This is a genomic window from Variovorax humicola, from assembly GCF_037889915.1.
Lineage (GTDB): Bacteria > Pseudomonadota > Gammaproteobacteria > Burkholderiales > Burkholderiaceae_C > Variovorax > Variovorax humicola.
On the sequence record NZ_JBBKZV010000012.1, the window covers coordinates 41,222 to 62,611 of the forward strand.

Genomic DNA, 21,390 nt, shown 5'->3' on the forward strand with positions numbered 1-21,390 from the left:
ATGCGCAATCCATCCTTCAACGTCGATTCGTTTCAGGCACAGCAGGCGACGCTTTCGGACTTTGCGCAGGACATGCTTGCCGGCATGGCGCGGAGGCCGCGCAGCATTCCGCCGAAGTACTTCTACGACGAGGCCGGTTCGGCACTGTTCGACCGCATCTGCGCGTTGCCCGAGTACTACCCGACGCGCACCGAACTGCGCATCCTGACCGACCGAGCCGCCGAGATCGCGAATCACATCGGGCCCGCGGCCGAGATCGTCGAGTTCGGCGCCGGCTCGCTCACCAAGGTGCGGCTGCTGCTCGACGCGCTCGAGGCACCGAAACGCTACCTGCCCATCGACATCTCCGGCGCACATCTCGAAAGCGCCGTGGCGCGCTTGCGGGCCGAATATCCCGCCCTCGAGGTACAGCCCGTCGTGGCCGACTACACCCGGCGTTTTGCACTGCCCGCGCCGACGGTCGAGAGCGGCCGGCGCGTCGGCTTCTTTCCCGGTTCGACGCTCGGCAACTTCAGCCCCGAAGAGGCGCTTGCCTTCCTGCAAAGCGCTGCGCGCATGCTGCATGGTGGCGGCCTGCTGCTTGGCGTCGACCTGATCAAGGACCCGGCGCTGCTGCACGAGGCCTACAACGATGCGCAGGGCGTGACGGCGGCCTTCAATGCCAACTTGCTGCACCGTGCCAACGCCGAGTTGGGCGCGGATTTCCAACCCGGCAATTTCCTCCATGCGGCGTTCTACAACGCGCCGCTGCAGCGCATCGAGATGCACCTGGTCAGCAAGCGCGCCCATGCGGTGAACCTGCTGGGTGAACGCCTCACCTTTGCCGAAGGCGAGACCATCCACACGGAGAACTCGCACAAGTTCAGCATCGACGGACTGCGCACGCTGGCGGTGAAGGCCGGCTTCGGCATCGGGCCGGTATGGACCGATCCGGAGCGATTGTTCAGCGTGCACTGGTTGCCGGTCGCCACGGCACAATAGGAGGCTGTCCCGCGCATTGCGGGATGCCTGGAGAATCTGGTACATGAAAGCAACCTGGAACGGCGTCACCATCGCCGAGAGCGACGATACCGTCGTGGTCGAAGGCAACCACTACTTCCCGATGAGCGCGTTGAACCGCGACTTCGTCACCTTCAGCAACCACCGCACCACTTGCGCCTGGAAGGGCTCGGCCAACTACTACTCGCTGCTTGTCAACGGCGAGCTCAATCCCGATGCCGCCTGGTACTACGCCGACCCGAAGCCCGAGGCCGAAGCAGTTCGCGACCGCGTGGCGTTCTGGAAGGGCGTGAAGGTTTCGCAGTAGTTCCGGCATGGCTGAATTCGCCCCGCGTTTCTGCTCGCCCGCCCAACTCAACACCGCATTGCGCGAAGATGGCTATGCCGTCCTGAACCCGGACGGCGTGGTCGAATGGATCGGCCAGTCGCTCGACGACCTCGACGCGATGCATCCCGACTGGGACAACCTGCCGCCCGACGACTACCTCAAGGACGGCGGGCGCTACCGCCAGCGCCGGCATGCCTGCTTCACCGTGGCCGACGACGTGTTGCACCTGGTGCCGCATCGCGCCCACTGGCAGCCGGTGGAATACAACGCCCTGCACGGCGGCATGCAGCGCTGGTTCGCACCGATGGAGGCACACACGCTGGTGCGGCCGGCGTGGCGGCAGCTGATGCTGAGCGTGGCCCGTGCGGCCAGCGCCCTGCGCGGCGCGCAGACCTGGCATGTCGAGGCGCACCAGTTCCGCATCGACACCGCAGGCGGCATCGGCCGACCGACGCCAGAGGGTGCGCACCGCGACGGTGTCGACCTGGTGGCGGTGGCGCTGGTCGGTCGCCACAACGTCAAGGGCGGGGAGACGCGCGTGTTCGAGGCCAACGGCCGGCGCGGCGAGCGCTTCACCATGACCGAGCCGTGGAGCCTGCTGCTGCTCGACGATGCCCGCGTCATCCACGAGTCCACGCCGATCCAGCCGTGGAACGAAAACCATGGCGGCTACCGTGACACGCTGGTCGTCACCTGCCGCGCGCAAGCCTTCCAGGGCGACGACGTCTGAACGCGCGTGGCTCGCGACTTGCGTGGGCCGCCAAAACGCGCGCTTCGAGGGTTCGGCGGCCTTGTGGGCTTGCGGCAGCAGTCCTACAGTCAGCCGGCCTGCCGCGCATTAAATTGATTTACGCAGCGCTTGCAAGAAGGAGAGGTCCGGTCATGTTCAATCACATCATGGTTCCGATCGACGGTTCCGAAACGTCGATGACGGCGGTCAGCAAGGCCAGCGCGCTGGCGTTGGCTTTCGGCAGCCGTATCACGCTGATCCACGTGATCGACAACTACCCCTTCATCGGCGTGGGTGCCGACTATGCGCTGGGCCAGAACGAATACCTGGCAGCCGCCACCACCAGCGCCAATGCGGCACTTGCACGCGGCGTGGCCGCGCTGGCGGCCGAGGGCCTGCACAGCGACCAGCGCGTCATCGATGGCCACGTGGTGCATGAAGGCATCGTCGACACGGCCAATGCCATCGGCGCCGACCTGATCGTGATGGGTTCGCACGGCCGCTCCGGCATCGAGAAGCTGCTGCTCGGCAGCGTGACGCAACGCGTGCTGCAGGACGCGCACATGCCGGTGCTGGTCGTCAAGACCTGAGCGCCACTTCCACGAACGGCGCAGGGCTCTCGAATCGCATGGGCAGCATCGTCGCGGGGTGCATGAAGGCCAGCGACGTCGCATGCAGCATCAGCCGCGGCGCCCGCCGTCGGGCCGCATCGCTCGCATACAACGCATCGCCCAGGATTGCATGGCCGATCGACGCCAGGTGCACCCGCAACTGGTGTGAGCGGCCGGTCAGCGGTTCCAGAAGCACATGCGTGGCATGGTCGTGCGGCAACTGGCGCAATGCGCGCCAGCGGGTCTGGCTTGGCTTGCCCTCCGGATCGATTTTTTGCAGGGGCCGGCGCGGCCAGTCGGCGATGAGGGGCGCATCGATCACCGCCCATTCTTCGGAGACCGGCATCAAGCCGTCGACGACGGCCTCGTAGCGCTTGTCCACGAGGCGCATGGCAAACGCATCGCCGAGCGCGCGCTGCATCGCGGGGCTGCGCGCCATCAGCACCAGGCCGCTGGTCGACATGTCGAGGCGGTGCACGACCAGCGCATCGGGCCACCACATCCGAGCCCGGGTGCTCAGGCAGTCCTGCTTGTCCGCGCCGCGGCCGGGCACGCAAAGCAGGCCGGCCGGCTTGTCGAGGACCAGCAGGTGCGCGTCCTCGTGGATCGCACGGACCGCAGGGGCTTCATGGACGGGGGGCATCATCGGCGGCCAGTGTAGGTGCGCGGCCTCTGCGCTATCCTTCGAAACGATGCCCGAGCCTGCCGCCGCCCCCGGATTTTCCGAACTCACGCGCGAGCGGCCATTCATGCACATGTGGATGTCGCGGCTGTTCGGCACGGCCGGCACGCAGATGCTGATGGTGGCCATCGGTTGGCACATGTACGACCTCACGGGCAGCGCGTGGGACCTGGGCCTGGTCGGCCTCTACCAGTTCGTGCCGGCGTTGCTGCTGGCGCTCTACGCAGGCCACATCGTCGACCGGCATCATCGCGGCCACATCGTTGCCGCATGCCTTTCGGTGCAGGCGTCGGTCGCGCTGACCTTGCTGGCCGCCGGCTCCATGAACCTGGATTCGCGCGGGCTGCTGCTCGGTCTTTCACTGGTGCTAGGTGCGGTGCGGGCATTCCAGATGCCGGCCCAGCAGGCGCTTACGCCGATGCTGGTGCCGCCGTTGATGCTGCCGCGCGCAATGGCCTTCAGTTCGGCCGGCACGCAGGGCGCGATCATCGCCGGCCCTGCCATCGGAGGGCTGCTGTTCGTGGCCGGCATCGGCGTGGTCTACGCCGCCTGCATGCTGTTGTTCGTCGCGGGCGGCCTGCTGGTGGCGCGGCTGCGCTATGCCCATGCGCCGCCGCCCAAGGCGCCGGTCACGCTGCAGACGCTATTTGCGGGCGTCGATTTCATCTGGCGCCGCAAGACGGTGCTCGGCGCCGTCTCGCTCGACCTGTTTGCGGTGCTTCTCGGCGGCGCGGTGGCGCTGCTGCCGATCTATGCAAGGGACATCCTGCACACCGGGCCATGGGGACTCGGCCTGCTGCGTGGTGCGCCGGCGGTGGGGGCGCTGCTGGCGTCCATCGCGCTGACACGCCGGCCCCCCGAGCGCCGCGTGGGCCGCACGTTGCTGGCGGCGGTGGGCGCATTCGGCGTCTGCATGATCGTGTTCGGCATTTCGCAAAACTTCATCGTGTCGCTGCTGGCGCTGGCGGTCTCCGGCGGCGCCGACATGGTCAACGTCGTGATCCGGCAGACGCTGGTGCAACTCGAAACGCCCGACGAGATGCGCGGCCGCGTGAGTGCGGTGAACTCGATCTTCATCGGGGCCAGCAACCAGCTTGGCGAGTTCGAATCGGGCGCCACGGCCGCCTTGCTCGGGCCGGTGGGCTCGGTGGTGGCCGGCGGTGTCGGCACGGTGCTGGTGGCGCTGGGCTGGCTACGGCTGTTCCCGTCGCTGGCCAGGCGCGACCGGATCGGGGCGACGGCCGACGCCGTTGCTCGCACAAGATCTTCCACGAAATAGTGGCGGCACCGGCTATGGCGCCGCGGCACGCGTTGTCCCGCGCGCAGGGGCATGCCTAGGCAAGTTCATCGCCGTGAGGACGGACTTCAGCGCCCCAGCTACAGCAATTGGTACGCCAACGGCACGTCGAGCGTGACGTCGCTCGTCGCCTCGGCCACGCAGGGCAGGATCCAGCCCTCGTCCTTCTCGTCGACGCTCACGCCGGGCCAATCGATCTGGTAGCGGATGTTGCCTTCGACCATACGGCACAGGCAGGTGCGGCAGGTGCCGTTGCGACACGAACTGGGCAATTCAACGCCGGATTGCAGCGCCGCGCGCAACAAGGTCTGGCCAGGCGCGGCTTCGAACGAATAGCCGGCAGGTTCGATGCGCACCGTCCGGCGCGGCGCCGCTTCGTTGCTCACTGGCCATCGCCGGGCTCGGCCGGCCGGTTGCGCCGGATGTCGCGCAGCATGAAGAGGTAGAGGCTCTCGACCTTTTCGCGCGCCCAGGGCGTCTTGCGCAGGAACTTGAGGCTTGACCCGACGCTCGGGTCATGGGTGAAGCAGCGCACCGGAATGCGTTCGCCAAGCCCTTCCCAACCATAGTGGTCCGCCAGCGCGGTGACGATGGCTTCCAGTGTCAGGCCGTGCAGCGGATTGCGTGGCTGGGCAGGCGGCGAGTCGGTCACTTGTTCTTGAGCTTGCCGCGTGGAATCACGGCAGTCGTCACGGTCGGGCGCACCAACTCGCCGCCGGCAGCAGGTGCCTTCGGGGGCGAAGTGTCCTTCTTCGGCTTTTTCGATTCCTTGTTGCTCTTTTGCTGACCTTTGGCCATGGCGAACTCCGTTCCGGTGCTGGGGATATGAAGCGAGCCAGTTTAGCGACACAGCGACAATAGCGCCCCGATTCCGCTTGTTCCCTTGATCCATGTCCGATTACCAAGTCCGCCCCGCCGAACTGAGCGATTCACGCGCCGTCGCCGAAGTCCATGCCGCCGCCGCCCGCGCCGCCTACGAGGGCCTGCTGCCCGAAGAACAGTTGCGCGCACTGGCGCCCGCCACCCGCGAGGCCAAGTGGCGCGAGGCCATCGAGTTCAGCGAGCCGCAAGTCCACGTGGCCGAACTCGACGGCGAGATCGTCGGCTTCGTCGGCTTCGACCGCTCGCGCGACCCCAAGACGCCGTCCACCGCAGGCGAAATCTGGGCCATCTACGTCAAGCCCGAACACTGGGGCAAGGGCGTGGGCGTCGCACTGTGGGACGCGGCGCGCGAAGGCCTCGAGGAAGAAGGCTGCCTGACCGTCACCATCTGGGTGCCGTTGCGCAATGACCGCGCCATTCGCTTCCATGAACTCGCCGGCTTCAAGCGCGAAATGAAGACGGCGCGGACCACGACGCTCGGCAGTATCAGGATCGAGGAGGTCCGCCTCAAGCGGAACGTTGCTTGATGGACAACACCATAGCGACCGACACCCGCCTCGACGACGGGCTCCAGCGCCGCATGGCGTTCGTGCGCTGGCTGCGCAACACGCACGGCTGGTTCGGCCTGTGGGGCGCGGTGCTGGGCCTGATGATGGGCTTCAGCGGCATCTGGCTCAACCACCGCAACGTGCTCAAGCTGCCGCAGGCACAGGAGCGCAACCGTGCGCAATTGGCGCTGCCCGATCCGGTTCCCGACACGCCCGAGGCGATGGCCGCGTGGCTGCAGGATGCGTTGCGCATGAAGGCGCCGCCGAACAACACGCGCATCGAACCCGGCCGCACGGTCGCCTGGGCCGAGAAGGGCGACAAGACTGCGCCGGCGCTCGCGCAACCGGCGCACTGGATCTTTAACTTCGGTGGCCCGCGTGAGACGGTGCAGGCCGACTTCTGGCAAGGCAATCGCTCGGTCGGGATCAACACCACCAGCAACGGCCTCATTGCGACGCTCACCAACATGCACAAGGGCACGGGCATGCCGGTGGCGTGGATTCTGCTGATCGATACGCTGGCCGGCAGCCTGGTCGTCCTGTCGATCTCCGGCATCACCCTCTGGCTGCTGACGCACCGCCGCCGCAAACTTGGACTCAGCCTGTTCGGCCTGTCGCTGGCCACGCTGTTGACCGTGGCTTTGACCAATCTCTGATCGATGGCCGCGAGCCTGTTCCTGCTGCTGGACGACATCGCCACGGTCCTCGACGACGTGTCGGTGCTGACCAAGGTGGCGGCCAAGAAGACCGCTGGCGTGCTCGGCGATGACCTGGCGCTGAATGCGCAGCAGGTGTCCGGCGTGAAGGCCGACCGCGAACTGCCCGTGGTGTGGGCGGTGGCCAAGGGCTCGTTCATCAACAAGGCGATCCTGGTGCCACTGGCATTGCTTGTCGGCACCTTCCTGCCGTGGGCGGTGATTCCGCTGCTGATGGTCGGCGGTGCATTCCTGTGCTTCGAAGGCGTCGAGAAGCTCGCGCACAAGTACCTGCACAAGGAAGAGCATGACGCCGAGGTCAAGCATCACGTCGAGGCCATCGTGACGCCCGCGGTCGACATGGTTGCGGCCGAGAAGGGCAAGATCAAGGGCGCGGTGCGCACCGACTTCATCCTGTCCGCTGAAATCATCGTCATCACGCTGGGCACGGTGGCCGAGCAGCCCTTCACCTCGAAGCTGGCGGTCCTGGTGGGCATCTCGATCATCATGACCGTGGGCGTCTACGGCCTGGTGGCCGGCATCGTCAAGCTCGACGACGCCGGCCTTTGGCTGAGCCGGCGCGAAGGAGCGGCGCAACAGTCGCTGGGCCGCGGCATCCTCGCGTTTGCGCCCTGGCTCATGAAGGCGCTGTCCGTGGCTGGAACGGCCGCGATGTTTCTCGTGGGCGGGCAGATCCTCGTGCATGGCGTGCCGGCCCTGGGGCATGCGGTGGAGGCCTGGGCCGCGGGCATCGGAGGGCTGGCGGGATCGCTGGGCACGATGGCGGTGGACGCGGTCGTGGGCGTTGTGGCCGGGGCGGTGGTGCTCGGCCTGGTCGAGGTGGTGAAGAAGGCGTTGAAGAAGTAGTGGGAGATCGCCGATGCGCCACGTCATTGAAGCCTGCATCGCGGGCGTTCTGATCGCATTCGGCGCCTCGCAAGTCCACGCACAGACCACGCAGAAAGTGGTGGACATTCCCACCCGGCCCTGGGTGACACAACGAATGCTCGTGTTGTCACCCCCGACGGCAAGGGCGGCGGTGATCCTGATGGCGGGCGGTCATGGCGGGCTGCAAATCTTCCCCAATGGCTCGTTCAATCGGGGCGCCGAGAACTTCCTTGTTCGCACACGGCAGTTGTTTGCAGACCAGGGACTCATGGTTGCGGTCGTCGATGCCCCATCGGACCGGCAGAGCCCACCCTAACGACGGTGGCCGAGTTGGTGGCCTTGGATGCCCTTCGTTCGGCTTGCCGAGGTCGGCCCCGACGGGTCACGCGCGGCCGTGGGCGGATGTCTGGGTAGGGAACATCCTTGGGCAGCGACCAGGCCAGTGCCGGCCAGCCGCACGAGGCGAAAAGAACCGCGAAGGCGGGGCGTACGGGTTGCGCGTCTTGCGGGGTCATTCCTTCTCTCGAAGGTGGGTGCTTCAGGCGGATCGTACGAGCGCACGTTCACGAATGGCCGCGAAATCGGCAGGCACCGGATGCAGGTCGAGCCGGCGACCGGCCTTGACAATCTGGCTCGGAATGTCGTGGCCGATCAGCGCCGGCAGGCGCCTTGACGCTTCGATCAACCGCTCGAGGTCGACGCCGGTGTCGAAGCCCATCAGCGCGAGCGCATGCACGATTTCTTCGCTGCAGACGTTGCCCGTGGCACCCGGCGCATATGGGCAGCCACCGATGCCTCCCAGCGATGCATCGAAGCGGTCGGCGCCCACGCCAATGCCCGCCAGCACGTTGGCCAGGCCCATGCCACGCGTGTTGTGGAAGTGCAGGGTGACTTCCGTGCGGGGCCAGCGCTCCCGGAAAGCCGCGGTGAGCGTCGCGACTTGCCCCGGGTAGGCCATGCCGGTGGTGTCGCAGAGCGTCACGCCACGCGCCCCCATGTCCTCGATGAAGCGCGCGCACCAGTCGAGCACCGTCGGCACGGGCACATCGCCTTCCATTGGACAACCGAACGAACATGAGAGCGAGACGTTGACCGCCACCTTGGCCTGTCGCGCCAGCGCGTTGACTTCCGACAGCGCGGCGAAGGACTGCTCGCGCGTCATGCGCAGGTTCGAAAGGTTGTGGCTCTCGCTGGCCGACATGACGAGGTTCAGTTCGTCGGCCCGGGCGTCGATGGCGCGCTCGGCACCGTGCACGTTGGGCACCAGGGCGCTGTAGACGATGCCGGGCTGGCGATCGATCTCGCGCAGCACAACCTCGGCGTCGCGCAAGGCAGGAATCGCCTTGGGCGAAACGAAAGCCGTGACCTCGATCTTCGCCATGCCGGCCTGCGACAGCGCGTTGACCAGCGAGATCTTTTCCTCGGTGGCCACGAATGCCGCTTCCACCTGCAAGCCGTCGCGCGTGCCGACCTCCTGCATGTAGATGCGCCGGCCGGCGCCGTTCCAGAGCGTGTCGTTGCTCGTATTCATGCGACCACCTTCCTGCCGCGCAGCGCGGCGATGTCCTGTGTTGAAAATCCGAGCTCGCCGAGCACTGCATCGGTGTCGTCGCCGAGGTGCGGTGCCGACGAGCGCACGGTGCCCGGCGTACCGAGCAGCTTGGGCACCACGCCCGGCACATCGATCACGTGGCCGTCGCGCGTGGTCTGCTGAAGAATCATGTCGCGCGCGCGGTAGTGCGGGTCTTCGTCGATGTCCTTGGCGGTGTAGACCTTGCCGGCCGGCACTTTCGCCTTGCCGAGGATGGCGAGCACGTCGGCCATCGAACGCGTCTGCGTCCATGCCTCTATGGCCTCGTCGAGTTCCGCGACGCGCGCCACGCGGCCGGCGTTGCTGGCCAGCCCCTCGTCGTCGCCCAGATCATCCCGTCCAATGGTCTGCATCAGGCGCTTGAAGATGCTGTCGCCGTTGCCCGCGATCAGCACATAGCCGTCGGTGCAGCGGTACGCGTTCGACGGTGCAATGCCGGGCAGCGCACTGCCGGCCGCCTCGCGCACTGCATCGAAAGCGCTGTACTCGGGCAACAGGCTCTCCATGACGTTGAACACGGCCTCGTGCAGCGCCACGTCGATCACCTGGCCCTGGCCGCCGTTGACCTTGCGGTGATAGAGCGCGGTGAGGATGCCGATGGTGCCGTGCAGCGCAGCCAGCGTGTCGCCGATCGAGATGCCGCAGCGAACCGGCACGCGGCCCGGCTCGCCGGTCAGGTGGCGCAGGCCGCCCATGGCCTCGCCGATCGCGCCGAAGCCGGGCAGGTCGCGATACGGGCCGGTCTGTCCGTAGCCCGAGATGCGCAGCATCACCAGGCCCGGATTCAGCTTGGACAGCACGTCGTAGCCCATGCCCCAGCCTTCCAGCGTGCCCGGGCGAAAGTTCTCGATCAGGACGTCGGCCTCGGCGATCAACTTGCGGGCGATGTCCTGGCCGTCGGCGCTGCGAAGGTCGAGCGCGATCGAACGCTTGTTGCGCGACTGCACTTGCCACCACACCGAGGTGCCTTCCTGGATCAGGCGCCAGTTGCGCAGCGGGTCGCCGGCACCGGGGGCCTCGATCTTGATCACGTCGGCGCCGAACTCGCCAAGTGTCTTGCCAGCGAAGGGGCCAGCGATCAGTTGGCCCATCTCGATCACGCGCACGCCGTGAAGGGCGCCGCGTGGAAGGGTTGTCTCAGGGGTGTTGTTCAGCCGCCGATTCATCAGATGACTCCTTCGCTGCGCAACGCAGCCAGCCGATCGGCGGGCAGGCCCAGCAGGCTGCCAAAGACGCTGTCGGTGTGCTCTCCCAGCAGCGGTGCCGGCGTGCGCAGGCGCGCAGGCGTCGCGCTCAGCTTGATGTGTGCGCCGGTCAGCTTGGTCTTGCCGGCTGTCGGATGCTCGACGTCGACGAACATCTCGCGCGCAACGGCGATGTGCGGGTCGGTCACCAGGCGATCGACGGTGTGGATCGGGGAGGCCGGCACGCCGACGGCGAGCATCGCCTCGACGATGTCGTCGATCTGGCGTGTGCGCGTCCACCGTTCGATCAGCGGCTTGATTTCCGCATGGCGCTGAACCCGCTTCGCGTTGGTATCGAAGCGTTCGTCATGGGCCAGTGCGGGCTGCTCGATGGCGCCGCACACCAGGCGCCACAACTTGTCGTTCGCCGCCGCGATGACCACGCTGCCGTCGCTTGCCGCGAAGGAGTCATAGGGATAGCACGACTCGTAGCGGTTGCCGATGCGCTCCGGCACCCGGCCGTCAGCCAGGTAGATCTGCGTGATGATCTCGAGGCTCGCCACCACCGAATCGACCAGCGCGACGTCGACCTTCTGCCCAACGCCGGTCTGGTCGCGATGGCGCAGTGCCGCGAGCAAGCCGATGGTGACGGACAGGCCTGCCAGCACATCGCCCATGGCCGTGCCGGAGCGGGTCGGCTCGCCACCCGGCCAGCCCGTGGTGCTCATCAAGCCGCCCATCGCCTGCGCAATGATGTCGTAGCCCGGACGCAGCCGATAGGGGCCGCTGTCGCCGAAGCCGGAGACCGCTGCATACACCAGGCCGGGGTTGATCTCCTTCAGCGTCTCGTAGCCCAGGCCGAGCTTGTCCATGGTGCCGGGGCGGTAGTTCTCGACCACCACGTCCGCCGACTTCGCCAGTTCGAGGAACATCTCCCGGCCCCGGCCCTTGAGGTCGAGCGTCACGCCCTTCTTGCCCCGGTTGAGGTTCATGTAGTAGGCGCTCTCGCCATTCTGGAACGGCGCGAAATGGCGTGTGTCGTCGCCCTTGCCGGGCTGCTCGATCTTGATGACCTCGGCCCCCATGTCGGCCAGCATCATGGTGCAGAAGGGACCGGCAAGAACCCGGGTGAGGTCGAGGATGCGCAGTCCCGAGAGCGCGCCGTTGGATTCAGTCATTTGCTTGTTCCGTGGTGTGGGTGGTCATAGTCAAATCAGCGGGCGGCTTCGCTGGCGAGGCCAGTCAACGCCGCCGTGCGCTCTTCCTTGCGTCGCAGGGTGGCGGGCAGCCCGTACATGAGGATCGCCGCGCAAACCAGGCTCAGGCCACCGATGACATACAAGGCCGGCGTGGTGCTGCCGGTGATGTCCTTGATGCGCCCGACCATCACCGGGCTGACGATGCCGCCAAGTTGTCCCAACGTGTTGATCAGCGCAATGCCGCCGGCTGCGCCGGCTCCGGTCACGAGCTTGGGCGGCAGGGCCCAGAAGGCAGGGATGGACGCAATGACGCCCGCACCCATGACGCCAAGCGCGACGACCAGCAACGCGGTGCTCTTGTCGAAGAAGCCCGCCGCGAAAAAGCCGATCGCCGACAGCGAGATCAGGCCCGCGACGAATTTGCGCCGCTCACCGGTCGCGTCCGACAACTTGCCGACAACCAGCATCGCGATGGCGCCGCAGAGGTAAGGCACTGCGGTCAACAGGCCGATGATCGTGGGATGGGTGGTGCCCGAGGTGCGGATGAGGTGTGGTGCCCAGAAATTCAGGCCGTACGACGCGATCTGGATCAGGAAGTAAACCAGCCCCAGCGTCAGGAAGCCGGGCGTCTTCAGTGCGCCCAGCAGCGAGTGGCTGCCGATGCTCTTGTTCTGGTCGGCAATGCGGCTGGACAAGAGCTTTTGCTCGGCCGGCGTCAGCCAGCTCGCATCCTGGATGCGATCTTTCAGCACGTTGAACACGAGAAAGCCCAGGACGATGCATGGCAAGCCGCCCACGAGGAACAGCCAATGCCAGCCCGCCATGCCGAGCGCGCCGTCCAGGAGCGACAGCACGAGCCCCGCGGCGGGCGCGCCCACGAGGCCCGCGAACGCCGAAGCCAGGAACAAGGTCGAGGTGATGCGGCCGCGATAGGCCACCGGAAACCACAGCGTCAGGTAGAACAGCACGCCGGGTGCGAAGCCGGCTTCCATGGCACCGATCAGGAAGCGCAGCACATAAAACTGCCATTCGGTCTGAACGAACACCATCAACGCCGTGGCGATGCCCCACGACACCATGATGCGGGCGATCCAGCGCCGCGCACCGACCTTGTAGAGCATCAGGTTGCTCGGCACCTCGAACAGCACATAGCCGACGACGAAAAGGCCGGCGCCAAAGCCGTAGGCCGTGTCGCTCAGGTGCAGGTCGCTTTGCAGTGCGAACTTGGCAAAACTGATGTTGATGCGATCGAAGAATGCAAACAGATAGCACACCATGATCAGCGGCATGATTCGCCATGCGACCTTGCGCACGATGCTGGATTCGCTCGGTGGTGAGGCGTCGGCAATCGCGACGCCGGCGTGGGACTGAAATGTTGAACTCATGCTTGTCTCCTTGGGGGGTGCATGAATTCTGGAATCGCTGCCTCGCCGAGGGAACGACAAAGGTGCGGCACCAGCTTTCGTGGATCGCGAAAGCTGGGCGGGGTTTCCCCCTAGGTTGCGTGCCTGCCGCTCTTCAGCAGTGCGGCGCTTCGCAGAGGTGGTCGATCAACAGGCGCACGTGACGGGGCACTGCGCTTGCGTCCCGCAGGCCGATCAGGAGACGGCGCGAAGCCCACGCATCCTGAAGCTCGATCTGCCGCAGATTCATCGAGCGCAAATGAGGCTGGATCGCCTCGCGCGGAAGCACCGCGACGCCCAACCCTGCCGCCACCATCTGGCACATCGCATCGAAGCTGCGAACCTGCAGGCGCATCTTCAGGTTCCGGCCCAGTGCGTTGGTCTCGGCCTGCAGGCGCTTGGCGAGAGAGGTGCCCTTGGGCAAGCTGACGAAGTCGTATTCGATGGCTTCTTCGAAGCGAACCGTGCGCCGGCGCCCGAGCGCATGGCCTTGCGGCACCACGAGGACCAGCAGGTCTTCGCGGTAGTTCATCTGGTGCAAGCCGAAGGCGGGCGTGCGGTCGGCGAAGATTCCAAAGTCGGCGCGGCCGTCGAGCACGGCCAGCACGACCTCGCTGCTGTCCTCCTCCTCGAGTTCGATGCGGATGCCGGGGTTCGCGCGAACGAACGACGAGACGTCGGCCGGCAGGAACTGCGTCACCGCGGAGGTGTTGGCCCACAGCCGCACGACGCCGACCAGGCCGGTCGCGTAGTCCGAAAGATCGGCGGCCAATTGATCGACGTCGCTGAGGATGCGTTGCGCGTGCACCTGCAGCGCCTGGCCCGCCACTGTCAGCGTGATGCCGCGCGAATGACGTTCCAGCAGCGCGGTGCCCACGGCCGCCTCGAGGTCGGTGATGCGCTTGCTGGCGGCGCCGACGGCCAGGTTCGCCAGTTCGGCACCCTTGCTGATGCTGCCACTGCGTGCCACGAGGCTGAACAGCGAGAGCGAAAACAGATCCAGCCGGTGGAGATTCACGGAGATGCAGCCACGATCACGTGCGCCTGAATCTTGCCGGCCACGGGGCCTTCGCCATGGCGGCTGGCGATCGCCTCCGTCGCGCGGTCCGTAGCGAGCTGGAGCAAGCCGGCATCGCGCGCCTCGATCTCGTTGCGCAGCGGCGTTCCCTGGCAATAGGCGGTGGCGACGTCGCGGGCCGAGCCCGCGCGACTCACCTTCTCGCGCGTCTCGATCTCGATGACGGCGAATCCTGCGCGGCCCAATTCCTCGCGGATCAGTGCGACGTCGTGATAGCCGTGCGGCGTGCGGGCGAGGAACCGCGGAGGGTCGTGCGGAAACACCGCGGCGACGGCGTTGGTGACGTCGTCGGCAAAGGCGTTCTCTTCGATGCGATCCCAGGCATTGAAGACAAAGCGCCCGCCGGGCCTCAGCACGCGACGCGCCTCGGCGTAGCCGGCGACCCGGTCGGGAAAGAACATCGCGCCGAACTGGCAGCAAACGACGTCGAACGAGGCATCTTCGAACGGCAGGGCGAGCGCGTCCGCCTGCCGCCATTCGATGCGGCTATCGGACCCCTGCCGTGTGGCGGCATAGTCGAGCATGGGCTGGTTGAGGTCGGTCACCACGTAGCGCGCGCCGGCGCCGAGTCTTGGCGCAAGCGCCCGCGTGACCACGCCGCTGCCGGCCGCCGTTTCCAGCACCGAGCCGGGCGAGAAGCCAGCGACAAGCTCGGCGATGTCCGCGGCATAGGCCTCGAAGATCAGTGGGACCATCAGCGTGTCGTAGAACTTCGGGATCGAACCCGCGAACACCTTGTCGCTCTCGGTCATGAGTTCTCCTTGAAAGGTCTGAACGGCGCCCTTGGCCACTTGTTCCAGAGAGTGCAAGACGTCTCCGACGAGTGCGTCGCCTGGTTGGGCATTGGCGCCGGTGCGTCATGGTGGCCGCGCATGCCAGCCTCGTCAACGTCGTTCCTGCGGCCTTCTCCGTCATGCTTGCCTGCTGCCTGCTGCCTGCTGCCTGCTGCTTGCCGCACACCCCGCCCGCTCAACGCGCCTCAGGTGTGCGGCACTCCCTCAGCGCCCCTTGCCGCGCTTGACCAGGCCCACGACGATCAGCGCCACTCCCAGCACGATGGCGAACCAGCCGACAAGGTAGGCGCCGGCGAACATCTCCTGGTAGGCCGGCGACTGGAGGAAATTCGGCGCAAGCAGCACCACAAGGCCGATCACGATGCACGCGATGCCGCGCGGGAGCAACTGCGCGTTGTCTTTCATTGCCATTCGATCGATCTCCTCAAGAAGGCATAGCCCAGTGCCGTGAATGTGGCGCGCTCGGCGTTGTTCTTGCCGTAGGCGTGGCCACCGGCGTCGAGTTCCAGCAGCCATGCGGGCTGCGCCATGGCCTGCAGCTTGGCCGCCATCTTGCGTGCGTGGCCGGGGTGCACGCGATCGTCGCGGCGGTTGCTGGCCAGCAGGATTGGCGGCGGGTTGCTGGCGCCCGGCATGGCGCAGTGGTATGCCGACAGGTACTGCAGAAAGGCCCAGTCCTCGGCAATGTCGGGATTGCCGTATTCGGCCATCCAGCTCGCTCCTGCCAGCAGCTTGTTGTAGCGCCGCATGTCGACCAGCGGAATGGTGCAGAACAGCGCGCCGAAGCGGTCGGGGTAGCGCGTCAGCATGTTGGTGATGAGCAGGCCGCCGTTGGAGCCACCCTCGGCCGCGATGCGCTTCGGCACCGTCACGCCGCGCCGGACCAGGTCAGCCGCGACCGCTGCGAAGTCGTCGTGCGACCGGCGCTTTCCCTCGCGCCGTCCGGCGTCCTCCCAGGCCGGCCCGAACTCCCCGCCGCCGCGAATCTGCGCGACCACCGACACGCCGCCGCGCTCCAGCCAGAGCTTGCCGATCGATGCGTTGTAGCCCGGCAGCACCGAGATGCCAAAGCCGCCGTAGCCGTACAGGTGCACGGGCGCGCGACCCTCTTCGCAAGCAGACGGGTCTGCCGGGCCGGTCATCACGTAGGGGATCGAGACACCGTCCGTCGAGATCGCCTCGTGCCGCGTCGTGACCAGGCCGCGCGCGTCGAAGCGCTCGGGCGCGCGCTGGAGCAATTGCACGTCCGGGTCGGTGGCGGGCGACAGGTAGAGGGACTCGGGCGTCAGCGGTCCCTGGCACAGTGCCAGCGCATCGCCATTCGATTCTTCTTCGCAGGCGTCGAGCGGCCAGAGATAAGCGGTGCCGCCATCGGGCAAGCCCGCGACCGTATTGCAGGTCCAGCCTTGCGCAGACGGCGTCCATCGCTGGAACACGGGCTCCAGGTTTTCGAGGATCGACAGCAGCAGTTGCCCGCCGGTCCAGGAAAAGCCCTGCACGGCGCGCCGTTGCGATGGCTCGAACAGCAATGCCATGTCGCGGCTGCCACCGATGTACGCGGCAAGGCCGATCCCGAGCACGCTGCCTTCGCGCCACGTGGCGCCGTTTACGCTCCAGTCGCTGCGCAGGCGCAGCACCATCCAGTCTTCGTAGATCTCGGGGAGGGCGTCGGCCGGAATGTCGATGTGCGTTTGCGGACCATGGCGATCGCCCATCCACAACTCCAGCTTGCGATAGTCGGGGCGAGCGTAATACCAGACGCATTCGCGCTCGCCGGTTCGGCCCGCTTGCACGCCTGCTGACATGTGTGTCGCCGGGACCTCGAAGAGCAGGGGAGACTGCAGCGGATCGTCGCCGCGAGCCCATCGCCGCACCTTGCGCCCGTAGCCCGACTGCGTGGCGTTGCCTTCGCCCAGTGCCGAGAGCAGCAGCAGGGTGTCGCGGTCCAGCCACTCGACCCCGCCTTTCGACGACGGCAGCACGAAGGCATCGTTGCCGGTCACGAAGCTGCGGGACGGAACGTCGAACTCGCGCAGCACGACGGCATCGCCGCCGCCGCGCGACAGGCGCAGCATGGCGCGGTCGTGTGTGCGCGGGAGCGTGCCGGCGCCGCCCCAGACCCAGTCTTCGCCTTCGGCCGCGGCGAGCGCGTCGAGGTCGAGCAAGACATCCCAGGCGGGCCTGCCGGCCTGGAACCGCTCCATCGTCGTGGTGCGCCAGACGCCGCGCGGATGCGATGCGTCTTTCCAGAAATTGAACAGCAGCGAGCCGCGGCGCGTGATCATCGGCAGGTTGTCGTCCCGGTCGTAGATGGCCTGCAACGCATCGCGGTCGTGCGCGAACCCTTCGTTGCCGAAGGCTGCAAGCGTGCGAGCGGCCTGGGCATCGGCCCACTGAATGGCGGCAGGCGCATCGACGTCCTCAAGCCACAGGTGCGGATCGTCGTCGGGCGCTTCGAGGGAAGGATTGTTTGGGGGAAGGGACGGCGTTGGCATGGCGGGAGCTTAAGGGCATCCTCGGAAGGGAATGCCCGAGGCTTCCCCGCGCGCGCCCCGACCTGTTGGACAATCCGCGCAGAAATCGAGTCGAACACACGCCATGTACCGAATGCTCCTTCGCCCCCTTTTTCATTCCTCGAAACGTGCCACGGCCACGCTGGCCCTCATGGCCGCACTCTCGGCCGGCGCGCTGGCGCAGTCGGTGACCGACGAGTTTCCGACTGCCGCCGTGCGATTCCTGAACGAGGAACTGCCGCAGATGGACAACGCCGTCAAGGAACGCGACCGCGACTACTTCGAACAGGCGATGGGCCGCATGATCGCCTTCTCGGGCGAATGGGGCTTCAAGACGGCGTCCAACCCCGCGTTGGCGAGCTACTCGATGTGCACCGACGCCGTGAACGATTTCGTCATCGTCGGCCTCTGCCGCCTGATGCCCAACGGCAGCGAATGCGAACCCGGCCTGGCGCCGAAGTTCGACGCCAATCTCAAGCGCTGCCGCGAGGTCGCTGCGTCGAAGCGGTGATGGCTTCGGCCTGCGGCGGAAACACGACGCCGGGCTGACCGGTCTTCCAGGCCGGGTACTTCTGTGTCGCGCCGGTCCACAACGCGGACCCGACCAGGGTGGCGAGCCAGGCTTGCAGCGCCTGCCACGATTGCGCCGCGAACCATGCCACATCGGTCTGGGCGAACTGGCGCACGAAGGGTGCGATCGCGTAATCCGCCAGCGCGGGACCAGCGCCGAACAGATGGCGGCTACTGCGCAACCGCAGATCGAGTTCGCCGAGAAAGCGCGCACCGCCGGCGCGATGCACGGCCGCATCGGCGCCTTCGAATCGGTTCGGGTACTTGTAGCGGTCGAGCTGCTGCTTGAAGTCGCCATCGCATTGCGCGACCAGCGACAGCATGTCGGCAAGCGTTCCGTGCTCCGGCTGCAGCCAGCCTGCGGGATCATGGCAATTCAGCGTCCAGAGCATGATGTCGAGGCTTTGCTCGATCACCATGCCGTCGGTCCCGACCAGCACCGGCACCGTGCCCTTGGGCGAGGCGGCCAGCAACTCGGCGGGCTTGTCGCGCAGGACGACCTCGCGCAGTTCGCAGCGCTCGCCGCTTGCCATCAGCGCGAAGCGTGCGCGCATCGCGTAGGGGCAGCGGCGAAACGAATACAGGACGGGCAGGGCGGAAAGCGCGGGCATTTGGGCGATGCTACAAAATCGCGGCCACGCCGATCCGGCATACCCAACCCGCACCGCACCATGTCACTCGCCCCCATCGAAATCGAAACCGGCCCGAACCCCACAGCTTCGGTCATCCTCATGCACGGCCTCGGCGCCGATGGCAATGACTTCGTGCCGATCTGCAACGAGCTGGAATTGGGCGGGATCGGCCCGATCCGCTTCGTGTTTCCCAATGCGCCGGTGATGCCGGTCACCATCAACAACGGCTATCCGATGCCGGCCTGGTACGACATCTACGGACCGATCGCCGACAAGGGTGAAGACGAAGCCGGGCTGCGCCGCTCGATGGCCAGCATCGAGGCATTGATCGCGAAGGAAAAGACGCGCGGCATCCCGGCAAGCCGCATCGTGATCGCGGGTTTTTCGCAGGGTTGCGCGATGGCGCTTCTCACGGGCTTGCGGCATGCGGAGCGGCTGGCGGGCATCGTCGGGCTGTCGGGCTACTTGCCACTGGCCAGTACGACCGCCGCCGAGGCCACCGTCATGAATCGCGACGTGCCGATCTTCATGGCTCACGGCCAGCGCGATGCCGTGGTGCAGATCTCTCGCGCAACCGCATCGCGCGATGCGCTGAAGGCACTGGGCTACGCGATCGAATGGCACGAATACCCGATGGAGCATTCGGTGTGCCTGGAGGAGATTGCGGATCTCGGAGCCTGGTTGCGGCGCGTGCTGGCGTAGCGACACCGGTTGGGCGGTCAGCGGCAGCGAGGCCATGCGAGGACGTCATCGCAAGTAGTGGGATGGTCAGGTTCGCGGAGCCATACTGCGGACGGCCAGGTGGCCATGGTGACTTCCACTCCAACAAGGCGAGACATGACGGCATCCGCAACCACTCACAAGTCCGGCACGACCTCCGCACATGCGGGACCGACCGGGGCTGCGCTCCCGGGGCTGGCGCTGGCCGCCATCGGCGTCGTCTTCGGGGACATCGGCACCAGTCCGCTCTACACCATGAAAACGGTGTTCGATCCGGCCAACGGCCTGCCGCTCAACCAGGCCAACCTGTTCGGCGTGATCTCGCTGATCTTCTGGTCGCTCATGGTGGTCGTCTCGCTGAAATACGTGGTGCTGATCATGCGGGCCAACAACCACGGCGAGGGCGGCATCATGGCCTTGCTGGCGCTGGCCTCTTCGTCTGTGGCGGATCGGCCGCGGCTGCGGCATGTGCTGCTGTTGCTCGGTGTCTTCGGCGCGGCGCTGTTCTATGGCGACGGCGTGATCACGCCGGCCATCTCGGTGCTGAGCGCGGTCGAGGGGCTGGAGATCGCCGCGCCCAAGCTCGCGCCCTACGTGATTCCGATCACGCTGGCCGTGCTGGTCGGCCTGTTCGTGGCGCAGAAGTGGGGCACGGCCGGCATCGGTGCGGTGTTCGGCCCGGTGATGGTGGCGTGGTTCCTCGTGCTGGCGGTGAGCGGGCTGATGCACACGGTGTCGACGCCGGCGATCCTCGCGGCGCTCAATCCCTTCGAGGGGCTGGCGTTCTGCATGCATCACGGCTGGCTGGCCTTCATCGCGCTCGGCTCTGTGGTGCTGGCGCTCACCGGTGCCGAGGCGCTCTATGCCGACATGGGACATTTCGGCGCACCCCCGATCCGCCTGTCGTGGTTCGTGCTGGTGTTCCCCGCGCTCGCGCTGAACTACCTGGGGCAGGGCGCCTTGCTCATCCGTGACCCGGAGGCGCTCGAAAATCCGTTCTTCCACATGTTTCCGCCGTGGGCGCTGGTGCCGATGGTCATCCTGGCCACGGTCGCAACGGTGATCGCGTCGCAGGCCGTGATCTCCGGCGCCTATTCGATGACCAAGCAGGCGGTACAACTGGGCTTCCTGCCGCGCATGGCGGTCAAGCACACCTCCGACGAACAGATCGGGCAGATCTATGTGCCCGCGATCAACTGGCTGCTGCTGGCCTCCGTGATCGCCGCCGTGATCGGCTTCGGCTCGTCCACCAACCTCGGCGCGGCCTACGGCATCGCGGTGACCGGCACCATGCTGATCACCACCTGCCTCACCTTCTACGTGATCCGCTATGCATGGCACTACAACTGGCTGTTGTGCGTGATGGCCACCGGCTTCTTCTTCGTCATCGACCTGACCTTCTTCTCCGCCAACCTGCTGAAGATCGTGCAGGGCGGCTGGTTCCCGCTGCTGATCGGCTTGCTCATCTTTACCGTGATGGCAACCTGGGGCCGCGGGCGCCAGATGATGCTGGATGAAGCGCGTGCCAGGGCCGGCGCGACGCCGCTCAAGCCGTTCATGGACTCGCTGCTCGCCCAACGACCAGTGCGCGTGGCTGGCACCGCGATCTTCATGTCGATCGACCCCAACGTCGTGCCGCATGCCCTGCTGAACAACCTCGAGCACAACGCCGTGCTGCACGGCCGGGTGCTGTTCGTGACGGTGGCCGTCCAGGAGGTTCCGCGCGTGGCCGAGGCCGAGCGCATCACGGTCAGCATGCTCGCGCCCGAGTGCTATCAGGTCACCATCAGCTACGGCTTCAAGGACGAGGTCGACGTGCCACGGGCGTTGCAGGGTTGCACGGCCCATGGCATGGTGCTGGAGCCTGCGCGCAGTTCCTACTTCTTGAGCCGCGCGACGGTCGTGCCCACGCTGGGCGCCGGCATGCCGCTATGGCGGGAGAAGCTGTTCGCCACCATGGCGCACAACATCGGCAACGCGGCCGACTATCTCAAGCTGCCGGCCAATCGCGTGATCGAACTGGGCACGCGGGTGGAGATCTGATCC

25 protein-coding genes are annotated in these 21,390 nt (G+C 66.6%); 12 read left to right on the forward strand and 13 right to left on the reverse strand.

Features of this window, described 5'->3' with window-relative positions:
- The 4 genes from egtD (at position 1) to WKW80_RS19370 (ending at position 2,647) form a co-directional block, all read left to right on the forward strand.
- The gene (egtD, locus tag WKW80_RS19355) at positions 1 to 981 is read left to right on the forward strand and encodes an L-histidine N(alpha)-methyltransferase (RefSeq protein ID WP_340365197.1); all 981 of its coding nucleotides are present in this window, start codon (positions 1 to 3) and stop codon (positions 979 to 981) included.
- Positions 982 to 1,024: 43 nt separating this feature from the next.
- Complete coding sequence (locus WKW80_RS19360) at positions 1,025 to 1,306, forward strand: DUF427 domain-containing protein (protein WP_340365198.1); 282 nt, start codon at positions 1,025 to 1,027, stop codon at positions 1,304 to 1,306.
- Between the two features lie 7 nt (positions 1,307 to 1,313).
- Positions 1,314 to 2,057, forward strand: a complete 744-nt coding sequence (locus tag WKW80_RS19365; protein ID WP_340365199.1) for a 2OG-Fe dioxygenase family protein — start codon at positions 1,314 to 1,316, stop codon at positions 2,055 to 2,057.
- 152 nt (positions 2,058 to 2,209) lie between these two features.
- The gene (locus WKW80_RS19370) at positions 2,210 to 2,647 is read left to right on the forward strand and encodes a universal stress protein (RefSeq protein ID WP_340365200.1); all 438 of its coding nucleotides are present in this window, start codon (positions 2,210 to 2,212) and stop codon (positions 2,645 to 2,647) included.
- Here WKW80_RS19370 and WKW80_RS19375 read toward each other — a convergent pair.
- Positions 2,637 to 3,314, reverse strand: coding sequence for an RluA family pseudouridine synthase (locus tag WKW80_RS19375; protein WP_340365201.1), 678 nt, complete (start codon positions 3,312 to 3,314; stop codon positions 2,637 to 2,639). The genes WKW80_RS19370 and WKW80_RS19375 overlap by 11 nt on opposite strands.
- Before the next feature lie 103 nt (positions 3,315 to 3,417).
- On the opposite strand from WKW80_RS19375, the gene WKW80_RS19380 reads away from it, so the two are divergent.
- Positions 3,418 to 4,629, forward strand: coding sequence for an MFS transporter (locus WKW80_RS19380; RefSeq protein WP_422822929.1), 1,212 nt, complete (start codon positions 3,418 to 3,420; stop codon positions 4,627 to 4,629).
- Positions 4,630 to 4,727: 98 nt separating this feature from the next.
- On the opposite strand, the gene WKW80_RS19385 is transcribed toward WKW80_RS19380, so the two are convergent.
- From WKW80_RS19385 to WKW80_RS19395, 3 genes are read right to left on the reverse strand one after another with little or no spacing between them, the layout of a single operon-like run.
- Entirely contained in the window at positions 4,728 to 5,033 is a 306-nt protein-coding gene (locus WKW80_RS19385) for a 2Fe-2S iron-sulfur cluster-binding protein (protein ID WP_340365203.1), read from the reverse strand.
- On the reverse strand, positions 5,030 to 5,299 hold the full coding sequence (locus tag WKW80_RS19390; protein WP_340365204.1) for a VF530 family protein: 270 nt from the start codon (positions 5,297 to 5,299) through the stop codon (positions 5,030 to 5,032). The genes WKW80_RS19385 and WKW80_RS19390 overlap by 4 nt, the downstream gene beginning before the upstream one ends.
- Entirely contained in the window at positions 5,296 to 5,445 is a 150-nt protein-coding gene (locus WKW80_RS19395) for a hypothetical protein (RefSeq protein WP_340365205.1), read from the reverse strand. The genes WKW80_RS19390 and WKW80_RS19395 overlap by 4 nt, the downstream gene beginning before the upstream one ends.
- A gap of 92 nt (positions 5,446 to 5,537) precedes the next feature.
- Here WKW80_RS19395 and WKW80_RS19400 point away from each other — a divergent pair, with 92 nt between their 5' ends.
- Genes WKW80_RS19400 through WKW80_RS19415 form a run of 4 tightly spaced genes read left to right on the forward strand, consistent with a single transcriptional unit; the run spans position 5,538 to position 7,976 of the window.
- The gene (locus WKW80_RS19400; protein ID WP_340365206.1) at positions 5,538 to 6,056 is read left to right on the forward strand and encodes a GNAT family N-acetyltransferase; all 519 of its coding nucleotides are present in this window, start codon (positions 5,538 to 5,540) and stop codon (positions 6,054 to 6,056) included.
- Positions 6,056 to 6,733: a PepSY-associated TM helix domain-containing protein gene (locus WKW80_RS19405; protein ID WP_340365207.1), complete on the forward strand. Its 678-nt coding sequence runs from the start codon at positions 6,056 to 6,058 to the stop codon at positions 6,731 to 6,733. Before WKW80_RS19400 ends, WKW80_RS19405 begins: the two co-directional genes overlap by 1 nt.
- Positions 6,734 to 6,736: 3 nt before the next feature.
- Positions 6,737 to 7,639: a DUF808 domain-containing protein gene (locus WKW80_RS19410; RefSeq protein WP_340365208.1), complete on the forward strand. Its 903-nt coding sequence runs from the start codon at positions 6,737 to 6,739 to the stop codon at positions 7,637 to 7,639.
- Positions 7,640 to 7,652: 13 nt separating this feature from the next.
- Positions 7,653 to 7,976, forward strand: a complete 324-nt coding sequence (locus WKW80_RS19415; RefSeq protein ID WP_340365209.1) for a hypothetical protein — start codon at positions 7,653 to 7,655, stop codon at positions 7,974 to 7,976.
- Positions 7,977 to 8,198: 222 nt separating this feature from the next.
- On the opposite strand, the gene WKW80_RS19420 is transcribed toward WKW80_RS19415, so the two are convergent.
- The 8 genes from WKW80_RS19420 to WKW80_RS19455 form a co-directional block, all read right to left on the reverse strand.
- Complete coding sequence (locus WKW80_RS19420; RefSeq protein ID WP_340365210.1) at positions 8,199 to 9,191, reverse strand: hydroxymethylglutaryl-CoA lyase; 993 nt, start codon at positions 9,189 to 9,191, stop codon at positions 8,199 to 8,201.
- The gene (locus WKW80_RS19425; protein WP_340365211.1) at positions 9,188 to 10,417 is read right to left on the reverse strand and encodes a CaiB/BaiF CoA transferase family protein; all 1,230 of its coding nucleotides are present in this window, start codon (positions 10,415 to 10,417) and stop codon (positions 9,188 to 9,190) included. Before WKW80_RS19425 ends, WKW80_RS19420 begins: the two co-directional genes overlap by 4 nt.
- Positions 10,417 to 11,613 carry a CaiB/BaiF CoA transferase family protein gene (locus WKW80_RS19430; RefSeq protein ID WP_340365212.1) on the reverse strand — a complete coding sequence of 399 codons (1,197 nt, stop codon included), beginning with the start codon at positions 11,611 to 11,613 and terminating at the stop codon, positions 10,417 to 10,419. The genes WKW80_RS19425 and WKW80_RS19430 overlap by 1 nt, the downstream gene beginning before the upstream one ends.
- 35 nt (positions 11,614 to 11,648) lie before the next feature.
- Positions 11,649 to 13,019 carry an MFS transporter gene (locus WKW80_RS19435; protein WP_340365213.1) on the reverse strand — a complete coding sequence of 457 codons (1,371 nt, stop codon included), beginning with the start codon at positions 13,017 to 13,019 and terminating at the stop codon, positions 11,649 to 11,651.
- 133 nt (positions 13,020 to 13,152) lie between these two features.
- Positions 13,153 to 14,055, reverse strand: a complete 903-nt coding sequence (locus WKW80_RS19440) for a LysR substrate-binding domain-containing protein (protein WP_340365214.1) — start codon at positions 14,053 to 14,055, stop codon at positions 13,153 to 13,155.
- The gene (locus WKW80_RS19445; protein WP_340365215.1) at positions 14,052 to 14,867 is read right to left on the reverse strand and encodes a class I SAM-dependent methyltransferase; all 816 of its coding nucleotides are present in this window, start codon (positions 14,865 to 14,867) and stop codon (positions 14,052 to 14,054) included. Before WKW80_RS19445 ends, WKW80_RS19440 begins: the two co-directional genes overlap by 4 nt.
- Positions 14,868 to 15,113: 246 nt before the next feature.
- Positions 15,114 to 15,320, reverse strand: a complete 207-nt coding sequence (locus tag WKW80_RS19450) for a hypothetical protein (RefSeq protein WP_340365216.1) — start codon at positions 15,318 to 15,320, stop codon at positions 15,114 to 15,116.
- Positions 15,311 to 17,404, reverse strand: coding sequence for a prolyl oligopeptidase family serine peptidase (locus tag WKW80_RS19455; protein ID WP_340365217.1), 2,094 nt, complete (start codon positions 17,402 to 17,404; stop codon positions 15,311 to 15,313). Before WKW80_RS19455 ends, WKW80_RS19450 begins: the two co-directional genes overlap by 10 nt.
- Before the next feature lie 112 nt (positions 17,405 to 17,516).
- Here WKW80_RS19455 and WKW80_RS19460 point away from each other — a divergent pair, with 112 nt between their 5' ends.
- Complete coding sequence (locus WKW80_RS19460) at positions 17,517 to 17,933, forward strand: hypothetical protein (RefSeq protein WP_340365218.1); 417 nt, start codon at positions 17,517 to 17,519, stop codon at positions 17,931 to 17,933.
- Here the strand turns inward: WKW80_RS19460 and WKW80_RS19465 are convergent.
- Positions 17,896 to 18,603, reverse strand: a complete 708-nt coding sequence (locus WKW80_RS19465) for a glutathione S-transferase (protein WP_340365219.1) — start codon at positions 18,601 to 18,603, stop codon at positions 17,896 to 17,898. The genes WKW80_RS19460 and WKW80_RS19465 overlap by 38 nt on opposite strands.
- 60 nt (positions 18,604 to 18,663) lie before the next feature.
- Here WKW80_RS19465 and WKW80_RS19470 point away from each other — a divergent pair, with 60 nt between their 5' ends.
- Both WKW80_RS19470 and WKW80_RS19475 read left to right on the forward strand, forming a co-directional pair.
- Complete coding sequence (locus WKW80_RS19470) at positions 18,664 to 19,326, forward strand: alpha/beta hydrolase (protein WP_340365220.1); 663 nt, start codon at positions 18,664 to 18,666, stop codon at positions 19,324 to 19,326.
- A 135-nt stretch (positions 19,327 to 19,461) separates the two neighbouring features.
- A complete protein-coding gene (locus WKW80_RS19475) occupies positions 19,462 to 21,387 on the forward strand; it encodes a potassium transporter Kup (protein WP_340365221.1) in 1,926 nt (641 codons plus the stop codon).
- Positions 21,388 to 21,390: the final 3 nt, after the last annotated feature.